17 protein-coding genes and 5 pseudogenes are annotated in these 15,248 nt (G+C 53.0%); 6 read left to right on the top strand and 16 right to left on the bottom strand.

Features of this window, described 5'->3' with window-relative positions:
• Positions 1 to 195: 195 nt before the first annotated feature.
• A complete protein-coding gene (locus tag AWB78_RS44390) occupies positions 196 to 447 on the top strand; it encodes a PBPRA1643 family SWIM/SEC-C metal-binding motif protein (protein ID WP_074173657.1) in 252 nt (83 codons plus the stop codon).
• 398 nt (positions 448 to 845) lie between these two features.
• On the opposite strand, the gene AWB78_RS47105 is transcribed toward AWB78_RS44390, so the two are convergent.
• A complete protein-coding gene (locus AWB78_RS47105) occupies positions 846 to 1,151 on the bottom strand; it encodes a hypothetical protein (protein ID WP_157697778.1) in 306 nt (101 codons plus the stop codon).
• Positions 1,152 to 1,430: 279 nt separating this feature from the next.
• Between AWB78_RS47105 and AWB78_RS44395 the strand changes: the two genes are divergently transcribed.
• Complete coding sequence (locus AWB78_RS44395; RefSeq protein WP_074173658.1) at positions 1,431 to 1,643, top strand: antitoxin MazE family protein; 213 nt, start codon at positions 1,431 to 1,433, stop codon at positions 1,641 to 1,643.
• On the opposite strand, the gene AWB78_RS47110 is transcribed toward AWB78_RS44395, so the two are convergent.
• The 5 genes from AWB78_RS47110 to AWB78_RS38810 all read right to left on the bottom strand — a co-directional run bounded on the left by AWB78_RS47110 (position 1,563) and on the right by AWB78_RS38810 (position 4,849).
• Positions 1,563 to 1,871: an ISAzo13-like element transposase-related protein gene (locus AWB78_RS47110; RefSeq protein WP_062612075.1), complete on the bottom strand. Its 309-nt coding sequence runs from the start codon at positions 1,869 to 1,871 to the stop codon at positions 1,563 to 1,565. The genes AWB78_RS44395 and AWB78_RS47110 overlap by 81 nt on opposite strands.
• Before the next feature lie 695 nt (positions 1,872 to 2,566).
• Positions 2,567 to 3,376, bottom strand: a complete 810-nt coding sequence (locus AWB78_RS47115; RefSeq protein WP_157697779.1) for a hypothetical protein — start codon at positions 3,374 to 3,376, stop codon at positions 2,567 to 2,569.
• A gap of 32 nt (positions 3,377 to 3,408) precedes the next feature.
• Entirely contained in the window at positions 3,409 to 3,753 is a 345-nt protein-coding gene (locus AWB78_RS47120) for a hypothetical protein (RefSeq protein ID WP_157697780.1), read from the bottom strand.
• 519 nt (positions 3,754 to 4,272) lie between these two features.
• Positions 4,273 to 4,560 (bottom strand): HigA family addiction module antitoxin, encoded by a 288-nt coding sequence (locus AWB78_RS38805; protein ID WP_062612077.1) that lies wholly within the window; start codon positions 4,558 to 4,560, stop codon positions 4,273 to 4,275.
• A gap of 10 nt (positions 4,561 to 4,570) precedes the next feature.
• Positions 4,571 to 4,849: a type II toxin-antitoxin system RelE/ParE family toxin gene (locus AWB78_RS38810; RefSeq protein ID WP_062612079.1), complete on the bottom strand. Its 279-nt coding sequence runs from the start codon at positions 4,847 to 4,849 to the stop codon at positions 4,571 to 4,573.
• 108 nt (positions 4,850 to 4,957) lie between these two features.
• Here AWB78_RS38810 and AWB78_RS46020 point away from each other — a divergent pair.
• Positions 4,958 to 5,113 (top strand): annotated as a pseudogene (locus AWB78_RS46020) (IS481 family transposase); the annotation flags it as partial.
• A gap of 117 nt (positions 5,114 to 5,230) precedes the next feature.
• Here AWB78_RS46020 and AWB78_RS48825 read toward each other — a convergent pair.
• The 9 genes and pseudogenes from AWB78_RS48825 to AWB78_RS38840 form a co-directional block, all read right to left on the bottom strand.
• A pseudogene (locus AWB78_RS48825) lies at positions 5,231 to 5,617 on the bottom strand (transposase); the annotation flags it as partial.
• Positions 5,618 to 5,632: 15 nt separating this feature from the next.
• Positions 5,633 to 5,707: pseudogene (locus AWB78_RS50190) on the bottom strand (hypothetical protein); the annotation flags it as partial.
• A gap of 5 nt (positions 5,708 to 5,712) precedes the next feature.
• A pseudogene (locus AWB78_RS46025) lies at positions 5,713 to 5,787 on the bottom strand (IS200/IS605 family transposase); the annotation flags it as partial.
• A 278-nt stretch (positions 5,788 to 6,065) separates the two neighbouring features.
• Positions 6,066 to 6,500, bottom strand: a complete 435-nt coding sequence (locus AWB78_RS38820; RefSeq protein WP_062612083.1) for a hypothetical protein — start codon at positions 6,498 to 6,500, stop codon at positions 6,066 to 6,068.
• Between the two features lie 19 nt (positions 6,501 to 6,519).
• The gene (locus AWB78_RS38825) at positions 6,520 to 8,469 is read right to left on the bottom strand and encodes a ShET2/EspL2 family type III secretion system effector toxin (protein WP_157697783.1); all 1,950 of its coding nucleotides are present in this window, start codon (positions 8,467 to 8,469) and stop codon (positions 6,520 to 6,522) included.
• Between the two features lie 102 nt (positions 8,470 to 8,571).
• The gene (locus AWB78_RS38830; RefSeq protein ID WP_062612086.1) at positions 8,572 to 10,125 is read right to left on the bottom strand and encodes a flavin monoamine oxidase family protein; all 1,554 of its coding nucleotides are present in this window, start codon (positions 10,123 to 10,125) and stop codon (positions 8,572 to 8,574) included.
• Between the two features lie 744 nt (positions 10,126 to 10,869).
• Entirely contained in the window at positions 10,870 to 11,139 is a 270-nt protein-coding gene (locus AWB78_RS38835; RefSeq protein WP_157697784.1) for a hypothetical protein, read from the bottom strand.
• A gap of 514 nt (positions 11,140 to 11,653) precedes the next feature.
• On the bottom strand, positions 11,654 to 11,854 hold the full coding sequence (locus tag AWB78_RS47125; protein WP_157697785.1) for a hypothetical protein: 201 nt from the start codon (positions 11,852 to 11,854) through the stop codon (positions 11,654 to 11,656).
• Positions 11,855 to 12,034: 180 nt separating this feature from the next.
• Positions 12,035 to 12,403: a transposase gene (locus tag AWB78_RS38840; protein WP_062612090.1), complete on the bottom strand. Its 369-nt coding sequence runs from the start codon at positions 12,401 to 12,403 to the stop codon at positions 12,035 to 12,037.
• 599 nt (positions 12,404 to 13,002) lie between these two features.
• On the opposite strand from AWB78_RS38840, the gene AWB78_RS49460 reads away from it, so the two are divergent.
• The 3 genes from AWB78_RS49460 to AWB78_RS48845 all read left to right on the top strand — a co-directional run bounded on the left by AWB78_RS49460 (position 13,003) and on the right by AWB78_RS48845 (position 14,589).
• Positions 13,003 to 13,230 (top strand): recombinase family protein, encoded by a 228-nt coding sequence (locus tag AWB78_RS49460; protein WP_269768968.1) that lies wholly within the window; start codon positions 13,003 to 13,005, stop codon positions 13,228 to 13,230.
• Positions 13,227 to 13,640, top strand: coding sequence for a recombinase family protein (locus AWB78_RS49465; RefSeq protein ID WP_269768969.1), 414 nt, complete (start codon positions 13,227 to 13,229; stop codon positions 13,638 to 13,640). Before AWB78_RS49460 ends, AWB78_RS49465 begins: the two co-directional genes overlap by 4 nt.
• Before the next feature lie 178 nt (positions 13,641 to 13,818).
• Positions 13,819 to 14,589 (top strand): DUF1186 domain-containing protein, encoded by a 771-nt coding sequence (locus AWB78_RS48845; RefSeq protein WP_062612092.1) that lies wholly within the window; start codon positions 13,819 to 13,821, stop codon positions 14,587 to 14,589.
• A 198-nt stretch (positions 14,590 to 14,787) separates the two neighbouring features.
• Here AWB78_RS48845 and AWB78_RS47915 read toward each other — a convergent pair.
• Positions 14,788 to 15,046: pseudogene (locus AWB78_RS47915) on the bottom strand (IS6 family transposase); the annotation flags it as partial.
• Positions 15,047 to 15,248: the final 202 nt, after the last annotated feature.

Here is a 15,248-nt window from a genome sequence, read left to right on the forward strand (position 1 = left end):
GCGTCATCGTTAATCTTTGAGCTTTTGTATTGACTAACTTGCATAGTACTACTAAATCAATCTACCAAAGAACAGCAGGCAGAAAAATGCACGGGGGAGGTTTTTAACCAATCGTACAAGCTTATATGCTGCACGAAACGGGCGTCAGGGCGTCAGATTTAATCCCACCCCTTAATCACAATCACAGGATCGAACATGCCAAAGATTGGTTCAGAACAGCGACCGATCATTGTCCGAGTGACGTCAGAAGATCGTGCTCACTATGTGGCGCAGGTATGCCAGCAGAACGGCTGGCACTACATCATTGGCTTTGAAGGTCCAGAGGACATTTCTGACCTTGAGAATGCGCTTAATCCACCGTTACCCATGCAGTCCACCAAGGTGGAGCGCAACAGCCCCTGTCCCTGCGGTTCGGGGCGCAAATACAAGAAGTGCTGCGGCTCTTAGGAGAACGGGAGCGGATCGCCGAGAAGTGGACTGACGCTCTCGATCGTCGAACCGCGACCGTGAATGGCGAGCAAGAACTCGGCACTCTTGAGGACCTTGTAAACGCAAAAAAACTCAGCGACGTGAAAAAGATCTGCAAGAAGGCACTGATAACGCAGACCGCGTTCGCTGATTTCATAACGGCGTGTGAGTCAGGCGTACTGCGTCCGTGGGTACACCAGATTTCGCATAGAGATTTTATGCCAAACTGGCAGTAGACTGACGAAGACGCAAAGAAGATCGGAGACGTCAACAACGGCCCGCTGACCGAAACGCAAACCAAGGCAATGCGAAAGTGGTATCAGCTTCTCGGCGAGCGCCGATATCTCGTGGGGCACATTTTCTATTTGCCGGATCATTCAAATTGGCAATTCTTCTACTTCGATAACCGTGACCTGTGGCAATACGAAAACCACTTCAAAGGTGGGCCACACGTTCACCTCATCAACCATCTGTGGCCCAACCGAACCGCGGAGTCCGTCTGGAATGAGTTCAGGAACGGCAACCCCGATATGAACGGTGCCGAGCATATTCGCTTCGACCGTCCCTACGAAGGACCGCCAAAAATCTGAACTTTCGCTCGGGAGCAGGCCATCTCGCGCGTCGTATCGCTCGGCACGGCATTCCATCGCGGCATACTCTTCACAGACCTCATAGTTCGACACCTTCTCGAGGAATCCACATTCCTCGCTTATCTGTTAATCGTCTTTGCTGTTCGCCGCTATGCACTCGGGCGTGGCGTACTTCTCGCGTGATCGCGTTGCGTGATCGCGTGGTCCACATGAATTCCCGTTGTGCAAAAAAGGATTCGGCAAATTCTAGAAAAATAGGACTATGATGTTGTAAATTTGCTAATAGTTGGATTATGTAAATATGGAGGGCTTGACGCGTAATGTAACGGCTATGCTGACGTAACATGTTGTTACGGTAAGGGGGGTTGCGAGATGGCTGATAACACGGTGGCCGAGCGTGTTAGAAACTATAGGCAGGGACTTCGAAACGCGGGTCTTCGGCCGATCCAGATTTGGGTTCCTGACACGCGCACGCCAGGGTTTGTAGAAGAATGCTTGCGGCAGTCACGGATCGTTGCTGACGGTGTAGACGAGGGTGAAATGCTTGACTTCATTGAGCAGGTCGGAGATTGGAACGTTGAATGAAGAGAGGCAGCTTAGTTCTCGTGGCAATGCAAGGCATTCTGTGATTGCCGCCGGGGAAAAACCGTTGCGTTTTAGCAGCTGCCGGACCGTTCGCATGCTCACCCGTGCGTCCACCTGTTGCGTCATCGCCTGTGCGATTTCGCGGGGCTGCAGATCTGTCCAGATGACGCCGTATTGTGGATTACCCGCCGTATGCTCTCGCACCACGTCCAGAATACCGCGTTCCACTCCGGATGATCCGTTAACCTGGATTTACGCCCCTTTTTTTTCGGACCCGGTCTCCAGCCGATCCAGTTCTTCTTCCAGGTTCTTCAACCCTTGCCTAATTGTTTTCGGGTCAATTCAAACAGTTTCGCAATATATTCGAAACCGCGTGGCCCAGCTTGTCCGCCTCCACGGCCGCATACCGACGTCGGACCCTCTCCGACAACTGCGCGTAGAACAGCTTTCATCCGTATTTCAACCTCAGCCCGATAACCAGCCTGCATCGTCTGTCCTCCTGAAGGACCGCATCTTACCAGCGTCGCTTTGCACCCGCCAAGTCCTTTTCGGGAAGTTATTTCTCACCCGTTCCTAAGCGGCAAGTCGAGCGAAGCGTGAGCTGACGCAGTGGACACGCGCCGACTATTGTGCGTCGGCCCGCACGTCCATTAAGACTGCTAGAAGCGGCTGTGTATGCCCTCGCCTACAGGCGATTCCATGTTCGGTGTGCTAAATCTATCGCTTTCGAATATTTTGCGGAGACGATCAAAGCCGATGCTGGCCCACAGATGGGCTCGCTAGTTCAAGTCCTCCGCTGCAATCGCCACGAGCATCAACAACTCAACCGATCAGCGTGCTGCCGAATTAGCGAACACCGTTCCGTGCGCGTGCGCGTAATTATTCGCCGACCGCGCAACAACCTGACATACGTTTCAAATCACTCAAACCGACATGAAATCATCGACCGTCGCCTTAATCAAATATTCATGCAGCTCCTTCGCTTTATTCTTTGAAATCGAGGGGTAATTTTCATTATCAGATTCGATTCGGCGAATCAATCGGTTTCTCATTTCAGGAGAAATTTTGTGCATATTTTCGCAAACAATTCCAATGCGTTCATCAACTCCCGCTGCGTCAGGAGTTGAACAAAGCGTTGCACGCACCCATTCTTCTAGCACATCAGCGCCCAGATGATCGGGCAGGGACAAAATGACATTCATTAGATGCACGGAAAATCTCGTATTACTCTCACGCGCTTCATATCGAACAAATCTCGTGAGACAACGCCGGTAAGAAGACGGAGAGGCAGAGATAGTATTAAATATTAACTCAAGATTATTTTTTTCCGGATCCACAATAAACGATGTGGTGCGTGTCGCATAGGTCAGTGCCTCATCCTGAAGATTCACAGGGAGCATTCTGATTTTATTTATCACGGCCTTGTTAAAAAATGGCACGCTCTCTGGGGGAAGATTGTCAACGGAGATGGCCAAATTTTCCAATGCTTGTGCCTTTATGGCGTTAGAAGGTAGGAGGCCGATCATTTCTAATAGCTTTGAGATGGCGTTTGTACGTGAATTTTCTGGCAATCCATTTATATTGGCGGCGAGCGAAATAATCGATTTATGTTGCTCCGGCAGATCTAGTGCCGATGTAGCACGCCGGAGTGCCAAATGCAAAGATTTATTATCGAGAATGTTTTGACTAGACTCGCTCAATCCGGCAATCGCTTCATCGGCTATTCTTTGCATCCCAGAACGCAAATTATATGGATTAATTTTATTTAATGGTCCATTATTTTTTTGTATCCATCTGGTTTCTTAAGAAACGAGGTCAAATTCTTTGTGATTTGTATTTTTTTCTTGATATCGAATGATTTTGCTGAGTGGAAATGATTTTTCGCTAATTCTTCTCCGACTATTTGCGTTTTCCAGCTTACATAATCGAATGGAAGGGCTGAGGCACGCTGGAGTTCTCGATTTCTGATAGCACTTTCACGAATCTCGTTTGAGAGCATGGAAAATACGTCGGATTGCAGCGGTCTTTTTAATCGCAAAAATGATTGCGAATTTGGTTTTCGCTCACCCTCAGAATGTTTGGAATAATGTATTTCGCCAAATACTTTCATTGAGTATTTTCCGTGGTTAAAAAGATGTTATAGTTGTTCCGTGTAAACGGAGGCTTTGTTCGGATGGGAGATTGCCAAGCCGACGTGACTTGGTAGGTATTGTCAGGTTGTTGCGCGGTGGGTGGATATAATATTGCATGAAGAAAGCTTCTAGCTGACAAGGGGCTTCGCGCGGAAACCCTGGGCTTGACGTTGATCTCGATGTTGAAATAGCGCAACGAGATCGTAGGTGAACATCCGTTGCCCAATGGTCCGTGGATCTTCAATCGCAATTCATTGGGCGGGGAAGCCGTCTCCGAACTCGTTACGCGGGTGCACGCACGGCGCGGACACCCCACAATACCAACGACGCAACAGGGCTCTCTAGATTTATCAACAACATAGCGAGATTGGGCAGTATGAAACGCACTTGTACAGATTGATGTAATCGCCGATTGAGCGCCGGGCGTGGCTGACCGACTCATATGCCTTCAAGTACACCTCCTCATACTTGGCGCTTCGCCATACTCGTTCGACGAATCAAGCAGCGTGCCGAGGAAGCGGTTTGATCTTCGGGGTAGGCTGCTGCTGCGCCTGCCACAAATCCCATTGCGCTTGCATGCCGACCCACATCTCGGGCGACGTGCCCAGCCATGCAGCAAGCCTAAGCGCGAAACTGGCCGTCACGCCAGACTTACCGTTCAGCACGTTAGACAGCGTGACGCGATTGATCTGCAACGCCTCCGCCGCCTGCCCCACCGTCATGTCTTCGGGGATCCATTCCCGCAACACCTCACCCGGATGCGCCGGATTGTGCATCATCGTCATAACAATCACCTCAATGATAGTCCTGGTAATCGACCAGGATCGCATCCGTGCTTTCGAACGTGAAGGTCAACCGCCAGTTTCCGTTGACCCAAATCGACCAATGCCCTTTCAGATCGTCTTCCAGCGAATGCAATTTCCAGCCCGGAACGTTCATGTCGTCCGGCTTTGTGGCTGAGTTCAGGGCAGTTAGCTGGATACGAAGACGCGTCGCGTGGTGGGGTTGGATTCCGGCCTTGCTGCCCTTCAGAAAAAACCGTTCGAGCCCTTTAGGTCGGAAGGTTTTGATCATGCGCAATATTGTAGCCTGTATTGCAACAGGCTACAAACGCAATCCAGAGAATCAAGCAAAACGCGCAGGCGTACGGCTCTCCGGTAACGCACGTATCGCCGAAACGACGGTGAATTCGAGTCCGAATGTCCGGGCTACTGTGGAGCGCAGGACACCTTCTACGTTGGATCGCTTAAAAGGGGGTGGGTGGGCCGTATCTATCAGCAGACCTTTGTTGACACCTACTCGAAGGTGGCATTCGCGAAGCTCTACGATCGCAAGACGTATCCGGCTTTCGCCTTCGTGCCCGTGTAGTGTAGGCATCTCCATACCTTCCATCTCTCTCCGGCCAGCGAGGCGTTACCCCCGCTTTCGGATATAGCGCCCCTCATCCGGGCGCCAGAGGGACATGATCCAGCAACTGTGCCGGTCATCTCGACGCCCGACGAAGCGCATCACTGCCCGCGCTCCCTGAACGAGAAGGGTGCGGAGATAGGTGTCGCCGTGTTTTGTAATGCCACCCAGCTTTGACTTGCCGCCACTCGATCGCTGCGTCGGCGTCAGCCCCAACCATGCTGCGAACTGCCGTCCGTTCTTGAACTGCAGTGGGTCGCCGACCCCGCTGAACAACGCAGTCGCCACGAGCGGTCCAATCCCGGGGAAGATGAAGCCCTCTTCGGCAAACATGCTCCGTATCTGGTTTGACTTCGCTGTTCGCTCGTGAACAAGCCGCTCACGCATACGATGAACTGACTGCAATGATTGCTGTTCTGCGCTTTTGATCGAAAGTCCATCAATACAATATTGACCCGCCGTTGGCCGATCCAGACACCCTAATATATTGAGCATCGTCGATTTCCCTGAGCCAGAACGTCCCATGATGGCCGATACTTCGCCGGAAACACGAGGTGACACAGCAGCGCCGTGACGTTGTGGCTTTTGTGAATATATTCGCTCATCCACAAAGTCTACTTCTACGCCGTAAGCGGCGGGGAATCCGATCCAAAGAGATTGAACTTTGCTCGGGCCGCGATCCGTATCGCGACAAAACCTGATCACTCTGTGGCGCGTAGCGCGGTTTGGGCCGCTTGCGCAGCTCGCCCGGATTTCAGTCGTTCGTTGAAGGGCAGTCCAACGAATGGGGTCGCACTCGATGGCATGGATTATTCCAGATCTCGAACAAAATTTCCGACGCCATTTACTACCTGCCCTGCCGAACAAAGCCGATCTGAATCATTCACCCATGGAGCATCGTTTTCATTTTTTTGAATCCGGAATAGGCGTCGCGTTTTTTAAATTCCTTGTATTCGGGGCTATTTTTTAAAAAACCAAATGTCCACACTGAACGCTGCCCCTGGACCAGGTGAATCTGCTTTAGTAGTGCAGCCTTTTCATCTGACGACCAGTCTCTTGTTTTGTCATTGACAAGATTGATGTAGTCAACAATGGCATCATCCTTTTGCGCAAGCAATTGCGGCTGTATTCGTTTAGCTCCTTCCAATAAAAGGTCTTTCCAAAACGATTTTTCAGTAATTTTTCCGTCGGCCTTCTTCGCAAATTTGATGATCGGGGCGAGATCGCCGCTCGAAAAGGTATTAGCTATTTGTATTACCTCGGGTTCTTGAAGAAAGACAACTTCCTCACTAAATCGATTTGCTTTTTCGTTTCCCAATATACGGCCTATAGCAGAATTAAGTGCCTTTAAAAGTCGGCCATTCGTGATAGGGTTTATCACCTGCCATCCGGAAAGACCAGTGCTGGATTTGGCCAGGACCAGTTTTCTCCAGAAACTTTCGTCCCGGATGCCGGATGCCGGATGCCGCGGCCAGCTGGAGCAATTTTTCGACGGCGTCAGCATGGCCATCTACTAACGCAAAGCACATCCCGGGAACGCCATTCGAATTCTTCGCCAGCAGCAGTTCTTTCCAGAGACTTTCGTCCCGGATGCCTGATGCCTTGGCCAGCTGGAGCAATTTTTCGACGGCGTCAGCATGGCCATTTACTAGCGCAAAGTACATCCCGGGAACGCCATTCGGATCCTTCGCCAGCAGCAGTTCTTTCCAGAAACTTTCGTCCCGGATGCCGGATGCCGTGGCCAGCTGGAGCAATTTTTCGACGGTGTCAGCATGGCCATTTGCTAACGCAAAGTACATCCCGGGAATGCCATCCGAATTCTTCGCCAGCAGCAATGCTTTCCAGAAACTTTCGTCCCGGATGCCGGATGCCGTGGGCAGCTGGAGCAATTTTTCGACGGTGTCAGCATGGCCATTTACTAGCGCAAAGTACATCCCGGGAACGCCATTCGGATCCTTCGCCAGCAGCAGTTCTTTCCAGAAACTTTCGTCCCGGATGCCGGATGCCGCGGCCTGCTGGAGCAATTTTTCGACGGCGTCAGCATGGCCATTTGCTAACGCAAAGTACATTACGGGAACAGCATTCGGATCCTTCGCCAGCAGCAGTTCTTTCCAGAAATTTTCGTCCCGGATGCCGGATGCCTTGGCCAGCTTGAGCAATCTGTCGACGGCTCCAGGATGGCCATTTTCTAACGCAAAGTACAACCCGGGAATGCCGCCTTGTCCTTTAAATGCCTGGAAAAATTCTCTAATTGCCACTGGCGAATGCAGTCGGTTATCAATCTCACTGAGGGTGCTATCAATCTCTTTTTTTGTCGCTTTTTGTCTAAGGCCTATCCAGAGTCGCTGTGATAGTTCAGAGATCGAACGAGGCTGACTCGATTCAAAATTAGCGCATCCTTGTCCTGCCGTGGTGGAAATAGCTAATGCCTCGGGCATTTCCTTGGTATAAGATCCGTAGAGGTCGCCTGGGAGCAGGTCGCGCAACTGTAGATTTTGAAGTTCAGCTAGGTTGTCAGTTGCCAGCCTCGATTCTTCATGCGTGGTGTTGGGGTCAAAAAGTCGGACAACATATCTGAGGGTTGGCGGGTCGCCGTATTTCTTGACCTCAAGTGTTATCACCATGCCGTGATTGTTTGTTATAACCATTGCACGCATCCATTGCGGCTGACCGACATCCAGCGGCATCTGCTCAAGATTTTTCATCGACTGAACAATCCACGTGCCAAGTTCGGCTGGTCGAATAAGATGCGTCGAGGCAGTGCGTATAAACGCTTGATATTCCGGGGTGCCGTAACCTAGCCCCTCGCCCGGCAAAAGTGCAGGATCAAATAATCTGGTGAGGGACGGCTTCCGATCTTTCTGCGTCATGAGCTTCCCGGAAAAATGGGCGCAGACGGCTTTTGTGGTATCGGTAGAAGAGCAGGGATATTTGCCATTGAGATTTATGTTCGATCTCTTCTTTAGATCTGGTCGGCCCTTATAATAAGCATTTATCTTGGAGCGCCGGGCGTTGTCGGTTATCTTCACCGGCTGTTTTAAAATGCCGGCAGAAGGTCTGAAAATATCCGGGTTGCCCAGGTCCATGGGAGGGGTGTCATCGCCTTTTGATTTGGGCACACGAGCGGGGGCTTTCAGCCCTGCCAGCGGACCCCGGGAGGTCCGAGCTTGAGGGGCGCCCGGCCGGCGGCCCTGGTTACCATGATCGACGCTTTTTTCAGCTGGAACGCTAGGGAAGGATGGGAAGTTTGGCGGTTTCAAAATGAACTCCCTTTTTTGCTTTGGCACGACGATCCCGTTAGGGCCCGTTTACACTAATAATGTTTGAATATAATTCGGTGGAGCGGGACGCGACTTATCTGCAACGGGCCAGCCCGCGATCCGCCTCAACTAATAGTCATCGCTCGATCTGCCATCCCCACTTTTGCATCTGGATGCATAGCGGTACCTGATCGCCGCACTTTTCACAATGTCTCTCGCCGCTCGCGCCCCGGATTGCAAGGCGCCTTCCATGTAGCCAAAAAATCCCGGTGAGGTTTGTTCACCGGCGAAATACAGGCGCTGCGCATGAGGCGCTATCTGATTGGGCGAGATGGTTGTCACCTCACCTACACCTGGGACGGCATAGCCTGTACCTATGAACGGCTCGTTCGGCCAGTCCATGAAATGCTGCGCGGTTGGGGTGCCGTCAGGCGACTTCGCAGGGTAGAGCGTGGCTAAGCGCCCGGGGTAGGCAGAGGCGGGAAGCACGTATGGTCCGCCCGAGAAGACGGTCAAGTCGATTGGCAGTGCCGGGCCCTGACTATCGGTGCCCTCCCATACCGAACCCAGTTCATCCCACTTTGCGGTGGGCGCAAGCTTTGTGGCTTCCCAGAATCGGGTGTTGTAGCGAGACATGAACTTGACGGCGGCGCCGTGCTGCATCGCCCGGCCTGCAGGATCGAAGGGAGGATCGAAGTTGATGACGCTCCAGACGGTCGGTGGTACAGCAAGGACCACGTAGTCGACGTCGTCCGTGCGCTGCTGGAGCACGGCGCCTCCCGCGTCGTACTCGGCGGAGATGATCCTCACTTGCGGCACAAAGGCGGCCTCGATGCGCACGCGCTGCACGACGTTCCTAATACGCAGATCTTTCAACTGCCGGGTCAGCCGGTTCGCCAGTATGTCGTTCCCACCGTCGCATCGGTGCGTCTCGGTCGAATACCAGTAGCCGAGCATTCCGGGCGCATCGCTGCCCATGCGCGCCGCGCTTACGGACGCCAGAAGACTCAGGTAGCTCTGTTTTGAAACATCAGCGCAGTTGTCATTGGATAGGGTGAAGTTGAACCACATGCGCTCCAAGCTGGGCTCCTTGCCGAGCAGCTTATCGAGCATGGCAGCCACGGAGATACCGTCGGCAGCCCGGGCGTCCGGGGATCGCCACGGGGTGACCTCATCGATGGCGCTGCCCGCCGCGCCGATGGTGGCGAAGTGCTTTTGCAGGGCCGCGTCCAGCGCCTCTTTCTGCGCCTTCGTGAGATCATTGCCGACAAAGCGGGTTCGCACGTTCAACCCCGAGACTTCATCATCCGTGAGCTCGTTGAGTTTCAGCCCGAAGCGAATGACATGTAGGCCCCAGAGCGGGTGATTCTCGCCTATCAATTCGGCGCCGTCTTCGACGACTTTTCCCGCAACGAACGCGCGGTTCGTACGAACGCGCCCGCCAACGCTGCCGCTGGCCTCATAAATCGTCGTACGCACACCGCACTCGGCGAGATACCAGGCGGCGGAAAGTCCGGCGAAGCCGGCTCCGATCACAGCCACGCGCATACCGGGCGGCAGGCACAAGGACTCCTGATTGAGAAACCAATCAGGCGTCAAGCCCCTGAGGATCAGTTCCTCGCGCTTGCGCTTCGCACGCTTGGCTCGTTCCTCGGGCGGAAGATAGCTGTTCTCGGCGAGCACGGGTCACGCGAACGTCAGAAGCATACTGTCGGGTTGCAGCCACACCAGCGTGGTCGGCACGGTAAATTCCCACGAGTCTCTCTCTGAGGTAAGCCCCGGCGAGGTCGTCGGTTTGGGCCTGCTCGAAGAACTGGCTGAAGCGACCTTCGTCGAGCGCCGTGTAGGACTCGATCTCGGGTGTGCGTCGGTTGGTCGATCGGGTCGGTCATCGCGAAACCCGTTGAAATGCATGCAAGTGAGCATCGTCAGGCAGTGTTTTTTTCAACTCCCGCTTGATAATTTCAAGGTTGAGTCCCGGGTTGCGAAGCCAACGACCCCATAGATGCTGCGAAGGTAGCAGGCAAGGATGCACGAGTGACGCAATGGCGAGAATGCTTCATTCAAGATCACAACTGGCTGCTGCACCTGTCGTTTTCAAGAATGAGATCTGGCCGGTCTCATCAGAGGCCGTGACCTGAATGACATCGACTGCCGGACTGCAAAAAAGGTGTACGCGATCAGGAGATTGGAAAACACGGAGGGGTATCTCGCAAAACATAATCTTTGTCCCGAAGCTGAGCTTGATTTTCAATGCCCGATAGAAGGATTTTCAATGCGCGGTGAATGAGAGCAACGACGTTTCACCGAGGCTGCTCGCAAATATCGCATCCGCTAACCGAGCGCTGATTATGCCGCTTGCATTCGCTGAGCGACTTGAACCACGCCCGCGCGCTCGATTATTCAATTTGTGTGTATTGGGATGGCTTAATTCTCTGGAATAAAGTCGATTTCTGCTATATTCGCGATGCAGCCTACAAGTTCATTTGCAGCATCTTTCGACAGAAACCTGCGGATTTCCTTGTGTAGAGTATTATAGGAAAGATCTTTATCCCAAAGAGGCAGTATTTTCTCCATCCCCTGCTCAGAAACGCTGATTTGCTTAACCTTAATATCATCGACCACCCCTATCGATTCTACCGGCAATAAAGCCTCGCAGGCATTTTGCACGCCTATTAATTTATCGCTTTGAATCATTGCTGACATAATTGCAGGCTGATCACAGTGCAGCAGGGGAGTTCGAGTTGCGTAGGCATAGTCGCGATCTGGAGCTTTGATTTTTTCATGATGCGGAGTGACCCAAATAAATTTTCCGTCACCCTTCCCCTTTAGAAAATTATCAAGATGACGTATCCCGCCGCCATGTGTTATTAATATTTTTCGCCTGACTTCGCACCAGGAATTTTAAATGGTGATAAATTTCTCGGCAATGTTTCTATTTTGGTGGATTTTTTTGCTTGCGAGTACAGTCCTGTCATTAGCTCGGCGATACTGTTGGGGGAAATTTTGCGGGTGTGCAGCGCGCAACACAGTAAGCGATAACTATTAGGCATTTCTGTCGAAAGATTGGAGCCCGCAAACCAGTCGAAACACAATTTTTGAAGCGCAGCTTTTTTCGGTGTCGTTGGCGCAATCTCGCAGAGCAATTTCTATTTTATTCTCGGCCTCCATCCGAGGATTCGTGATTTTAATATTCGAAAAGTTCGAAGTCTCATTCGATATGATTAATTTCTGAAATATTTTTATCTTCTGCCACTGACGGTTCTCTCGAAAATTCACGCCGCCCTTCGAGGTGAGTGTTGATGATTTTTCGATCAGCCTGTCGACTTGAGGAATCGGTGGATTTCGAGGCGGGCTTATCATCGAATGACGAGAGGTCGGAATCTTTTTGGCCAGATATTTTGGACAGCATGATTAGCGCTCCTTGCGCATAACAAATAAACGGGAAGGTTCTCCCAGCTGTGCCGAGGCACTGAGGGGTATCCCTTGTCGGTGTTGTACTCGGTCCTTGCTGTAAGCAGCAAAGGCTATCGCGCCTGCAAGCGCGGCGGCACGCCCGAACGTCAGCGCCTGAGCAAAAACAGAGGGAGGCTTATTGCAGGGTTCCAAGATGGAGCGCCCGGCCATTTGCGTCATCAATAGTAGTCCCGTACCTCTGCTTGTCATTTACTGACAAGCGCATTAAACACCGCGTTGTCCAGCGGGCGGCGTAGATGACATGTTTTTCCTTGAACAGATTGCGAATCACGTGAGGTTCCTTCTGCCGACGATGCAGATGACGGCGAACCGTGCCAATCATCTCGGCTTTGGTAGTTGGTCGGCTCTTGCCCAGCGCGTTCGTCTTGACGTCCTGGTTGAGCAGTTCGTCCCGGTTCAGTTCGGGGCAATAGCCAGGCAAACGGATCAGTCGCAAGCGTTTCACGTTTTCGGCGACAAACTTCTTGACGGCGGCGGGTTTCATACCCGTATATCGCATCACGCCTTATTTGGTGCACCTGTCAGTAATTGCCTTTGTTCGTCCGTAAGTGCCTCAGCGTAGTTTTGTTTGGCTATTGCCGACAAGACAGGCATTGTGGCACTCCCTGGAATGGTGAACTTGACGACTGGGATGCGGGCGCATTTCCAGTGAGCAACGAATCGAGCTTCGGTGCGCCCCTGCTCTCGCGGAAGGACGGGATTCCCTAAATCCAGCTTCCACGGGATGCGCTGCGGGTTAGCGAGCTTTACTGCTAATTATCGACCCAATATCAGAAATACCCTTTCTTCTATTGAAGATCAAAAGATGATGCGAAATATCATAAGAATTCACGAGACGAGTTGCTGTCAGCCGTGACTGCTGTCGGAAAACGATCGTAGCCTTGAGAGCTTCAGCTAGCGGCGACGCTGGAGCCGCGGGAGACGGCCGGGTTTTGAAACGGGAATAGGCGGTGTCGCTGGGCTGCAATGCAGGGAGGGACCGGATCGAAAGATCGCTGACAGTGTCAGCGGTGTACCAATTGAAGTACACTTCAAACGGACCATCATTGTGCCACGGCCGCATGCGGCTTCGCAGGGTGTTTTGTGAAGAAGGTTCAATTGGGACGAAGGGCGGCACTGTATTGCCGGGTGTCGACCGTCGATCAGACCTGTGTGCGGCAGGAAGCGGATCTGCGGGCTTTCGCGAAGCGCCGCGGTTATGCGATCGCAGGCGTGTGGAAAGAAACGGGCCTCCGGCACGAGGATGATCGTGCCCATCGGAAAGCCGTACTGGCACTCGCTCAAGCGGGTGACATCGATGGATCCTCGTGACCGAACTCACGCGCTGGGGGCGCTCGGCACTTGATTTGTTTCATACGTTGAACGACCTGCAGTCGTGGGGCGTGTCGCTGATTGCCCAGACCGGACTGCAATTCGACCTCAGTACACCTCAAGGCAAACTGATTGCCACGATGATGGCTGCGCTCGCCGAGTTCGAGCGGGACCTGCTACGTGAGCGCGTGCATTCCGGCACTGCGGCGGCCCGCGGGCGTGGGATTGTATTTGGCCGGCAGTCCGGAAAGCGTGTCAAGGCCGACAGGCTCGCGCCGAAAGTTCTCGGGCTCGTTGCTGCGGGTCACTCGTATCGCGAGATCGGCCGGCAACTAGGCATCAGCAAGAATACGGTACTCGATATTGTTAAACGCGCCCGGAACGGCGAGCGCCTGAAGGAGAACGAATGAAAGGCGATGTGTTGTTAGCGCGACCGCTGACTGACGCGCAAATCCAGCCGTAGCTTGATGGCTTCCTGATGATGCTTTATTCCCAGTTGATCTCGGAAATACCCTATGAACCATGACTACCCGTTGCCCGTCAGCCAGCTGCTGACCCTGGGCGGAGCGATTCTCGAAACAAGCGAACGTGCCCCCCCCATGGACATCTTATGGCGAGCTGGGAATCACCGAAGAGCACGTTGGTCTGCTGATTGCAATCCTTCGCGATCAGCAGTTTTATAACGACACAGCCAAAGTGCCAGAAGTGTATGCGCCAATCCACGCCTGGAGAATGCTCGCGCACCTGAAGGCAACCAAGGCCGTCCCGGCACTTCTTGGCCTGCTGGCCCGGATCGACGACGAACATGACGAATGGGTGTCCGAGGAGTTTCCCAAGGTTTTCAGTGCCATGGGGCCTGAAGCATTGGAGCCGCTCGAACGGTATCTTGCTGATCGCGACAACGGAATCTATGCGCGCTCATGCGTGTGCCGAAGTATCGTGGCGATAGTCCGACAGCATCCAACACACCAGACGCAATGCGTCGAGCTGCTGACGAAGCAGCTCGACAATTCTAGGGGCGACGCCCCTTTCGTGAATGCCTCGCTGGTCTACAGCCTGCTGGACTTGCGGGCCGTTGAATCGATTGACACGATCCGCGCTGCGTTCGCCGACAACCGCGTCGATCTTTCCGTACAGGGCGATATTGAGGACGTGGAGATTGAGCTGGGCCTCCGGACACAACGGGCCACGCCACGCAAACTTGATCCGTCTTTTGAGCGGATGCAGGGTGCCCTGTTTGACGCGGTACATCGCGCCGCGCCTCTCGTGCGCGCTCGCGAGAAGATCGGCCGTAATGCTTCCTGTTCATGTGGAAGCGGCAAGAAATATAAAAAATGCTGTATGGTGACGGATAGCTGATGACGGCTTCCCGTTTATGGATGGCTCACAAGCATTGTCCTCCCTCGATTGCACGAAAAATCGACGAAGCTTCGCTGACCAACGGGAATTAGCACTTCGAGTGTTGCCCGAAGTGAACCGCGCTACCAGTTTGGTCTGTTCGAGCTACGCGATCGCGAACTGCTCTCTCTGTCTACAGCATCACTGTTCTAACCTGTATCTGGACGGCGCCGTTGACCGGATGCGCTTCGCGATCGCCAGACCGAACTTCGTTGCCCAGTCCCGCACCGTCTCATACGTCAGCTCGATACCTCGTGCAGCCGGGATCCTCATCGACCATGCGCAGGCTCAGCGGGAAGCGATGGTGCAACCGGTACAACCACACCGAGTAACTGATGATGTCGGGCGGAAATCGATAACCCTTGAGCGAGATCGACGCATCGGTCGATGGTGAGGCGGACATGGAAGCTTTCTTCATGCAACATGATATCCGCCAACCGCACAACAACCTGACAATACCCGGCTGATAGCGAGAATCCGCCGGCCAACCCTGGCCAACCCACCCGGTGAGAATGTTGAATTATTGTTTTAGCTCTAAAACGGGCGCTTTATGAAAATTAACCTCTATCGTCCCTTTGATTCTTTTGGCACCTCGTCGCACGAGGAGAACGGATTTGTCA

It is taken from the genome of Caballeronia calidae (assembly GCF_900044055.2).
GTDB classification, from domain to species: domain Bacteria; phylum Pseudomonadota; class Gammaproteobacteria; order Burkholderiales; family Burkholderiaceae; genus Caballeronia; species Caballeronia calidae.

Excerpts from the sequence above, each read along its gene's own strand:
- AWB78_RS44390 (WP_074173657.1), top strand. The coding sequence starts at position 196 with ATGCCAAAGATTGGTTCAGAACAGCGACCGATCATTGTCCGAGTGACG.
- AWB78_RS44395 (WP_074173658.1), top strand. The coding sequence starts at position 1,431 with ATGGCTGATAACACGGTGGCCGAGCGTGTTAGAAACTATAGGCAGGGA.
- AWB78_RS47115 (WP_157697779.1), bottom strand. The coding sequence starts at position 3,376 with ATGCAAAGAATAGCCGATGAAGCGATTGCCGGATTGAGCGAGTCTAGT.
- AWB78_RS47120 (WP_157697780.1), bottom strand. The coding sequence starts at position 3,753 with ATGAAAGTATTTGGCGAAATACATTATTCCAAACATTCTGAGGGTGAG.
- AWB78_RS38805 (WP_062612077.1), bottom strand. The coding sequence starts at position 4,560 with ATGACGATGATGCACAATCCGGCGCATCCGGGTGAGGTGTTGCGGGAA.
- AWB78_RS38810 (WP_062612079.1), bottom strand. The coding sequence starts at position 4,849 with ATGATCAAAACCTTCCGACCTAAAGGGCTCGAACGGTTTTTTCTGAAG.
- AWB78_RS38835 (WP_157697784.1), bottom strand. The coding sequence starts at position 11,139 with ATGATTCAAAGCGATAAATTAATAGGCGTGCAAAATGCCTGCGAGGCT.
- AWB78_RS47125 (WP_157697785.1), bottom strand. The coding sequence starts at position 11,854 with ATGCTGTCCAAAATATCTGGCCAAAAAGATTCCGACCTCTCGTCATTC.
- AWB78_RS38840 (WP_062612090.1), bottom strand. The coding sequence starts at position 12,403 with ATGAAACCCGCCGCCGTCAAGAAGTTTGTCGCCGAAAACGTGAAACGC.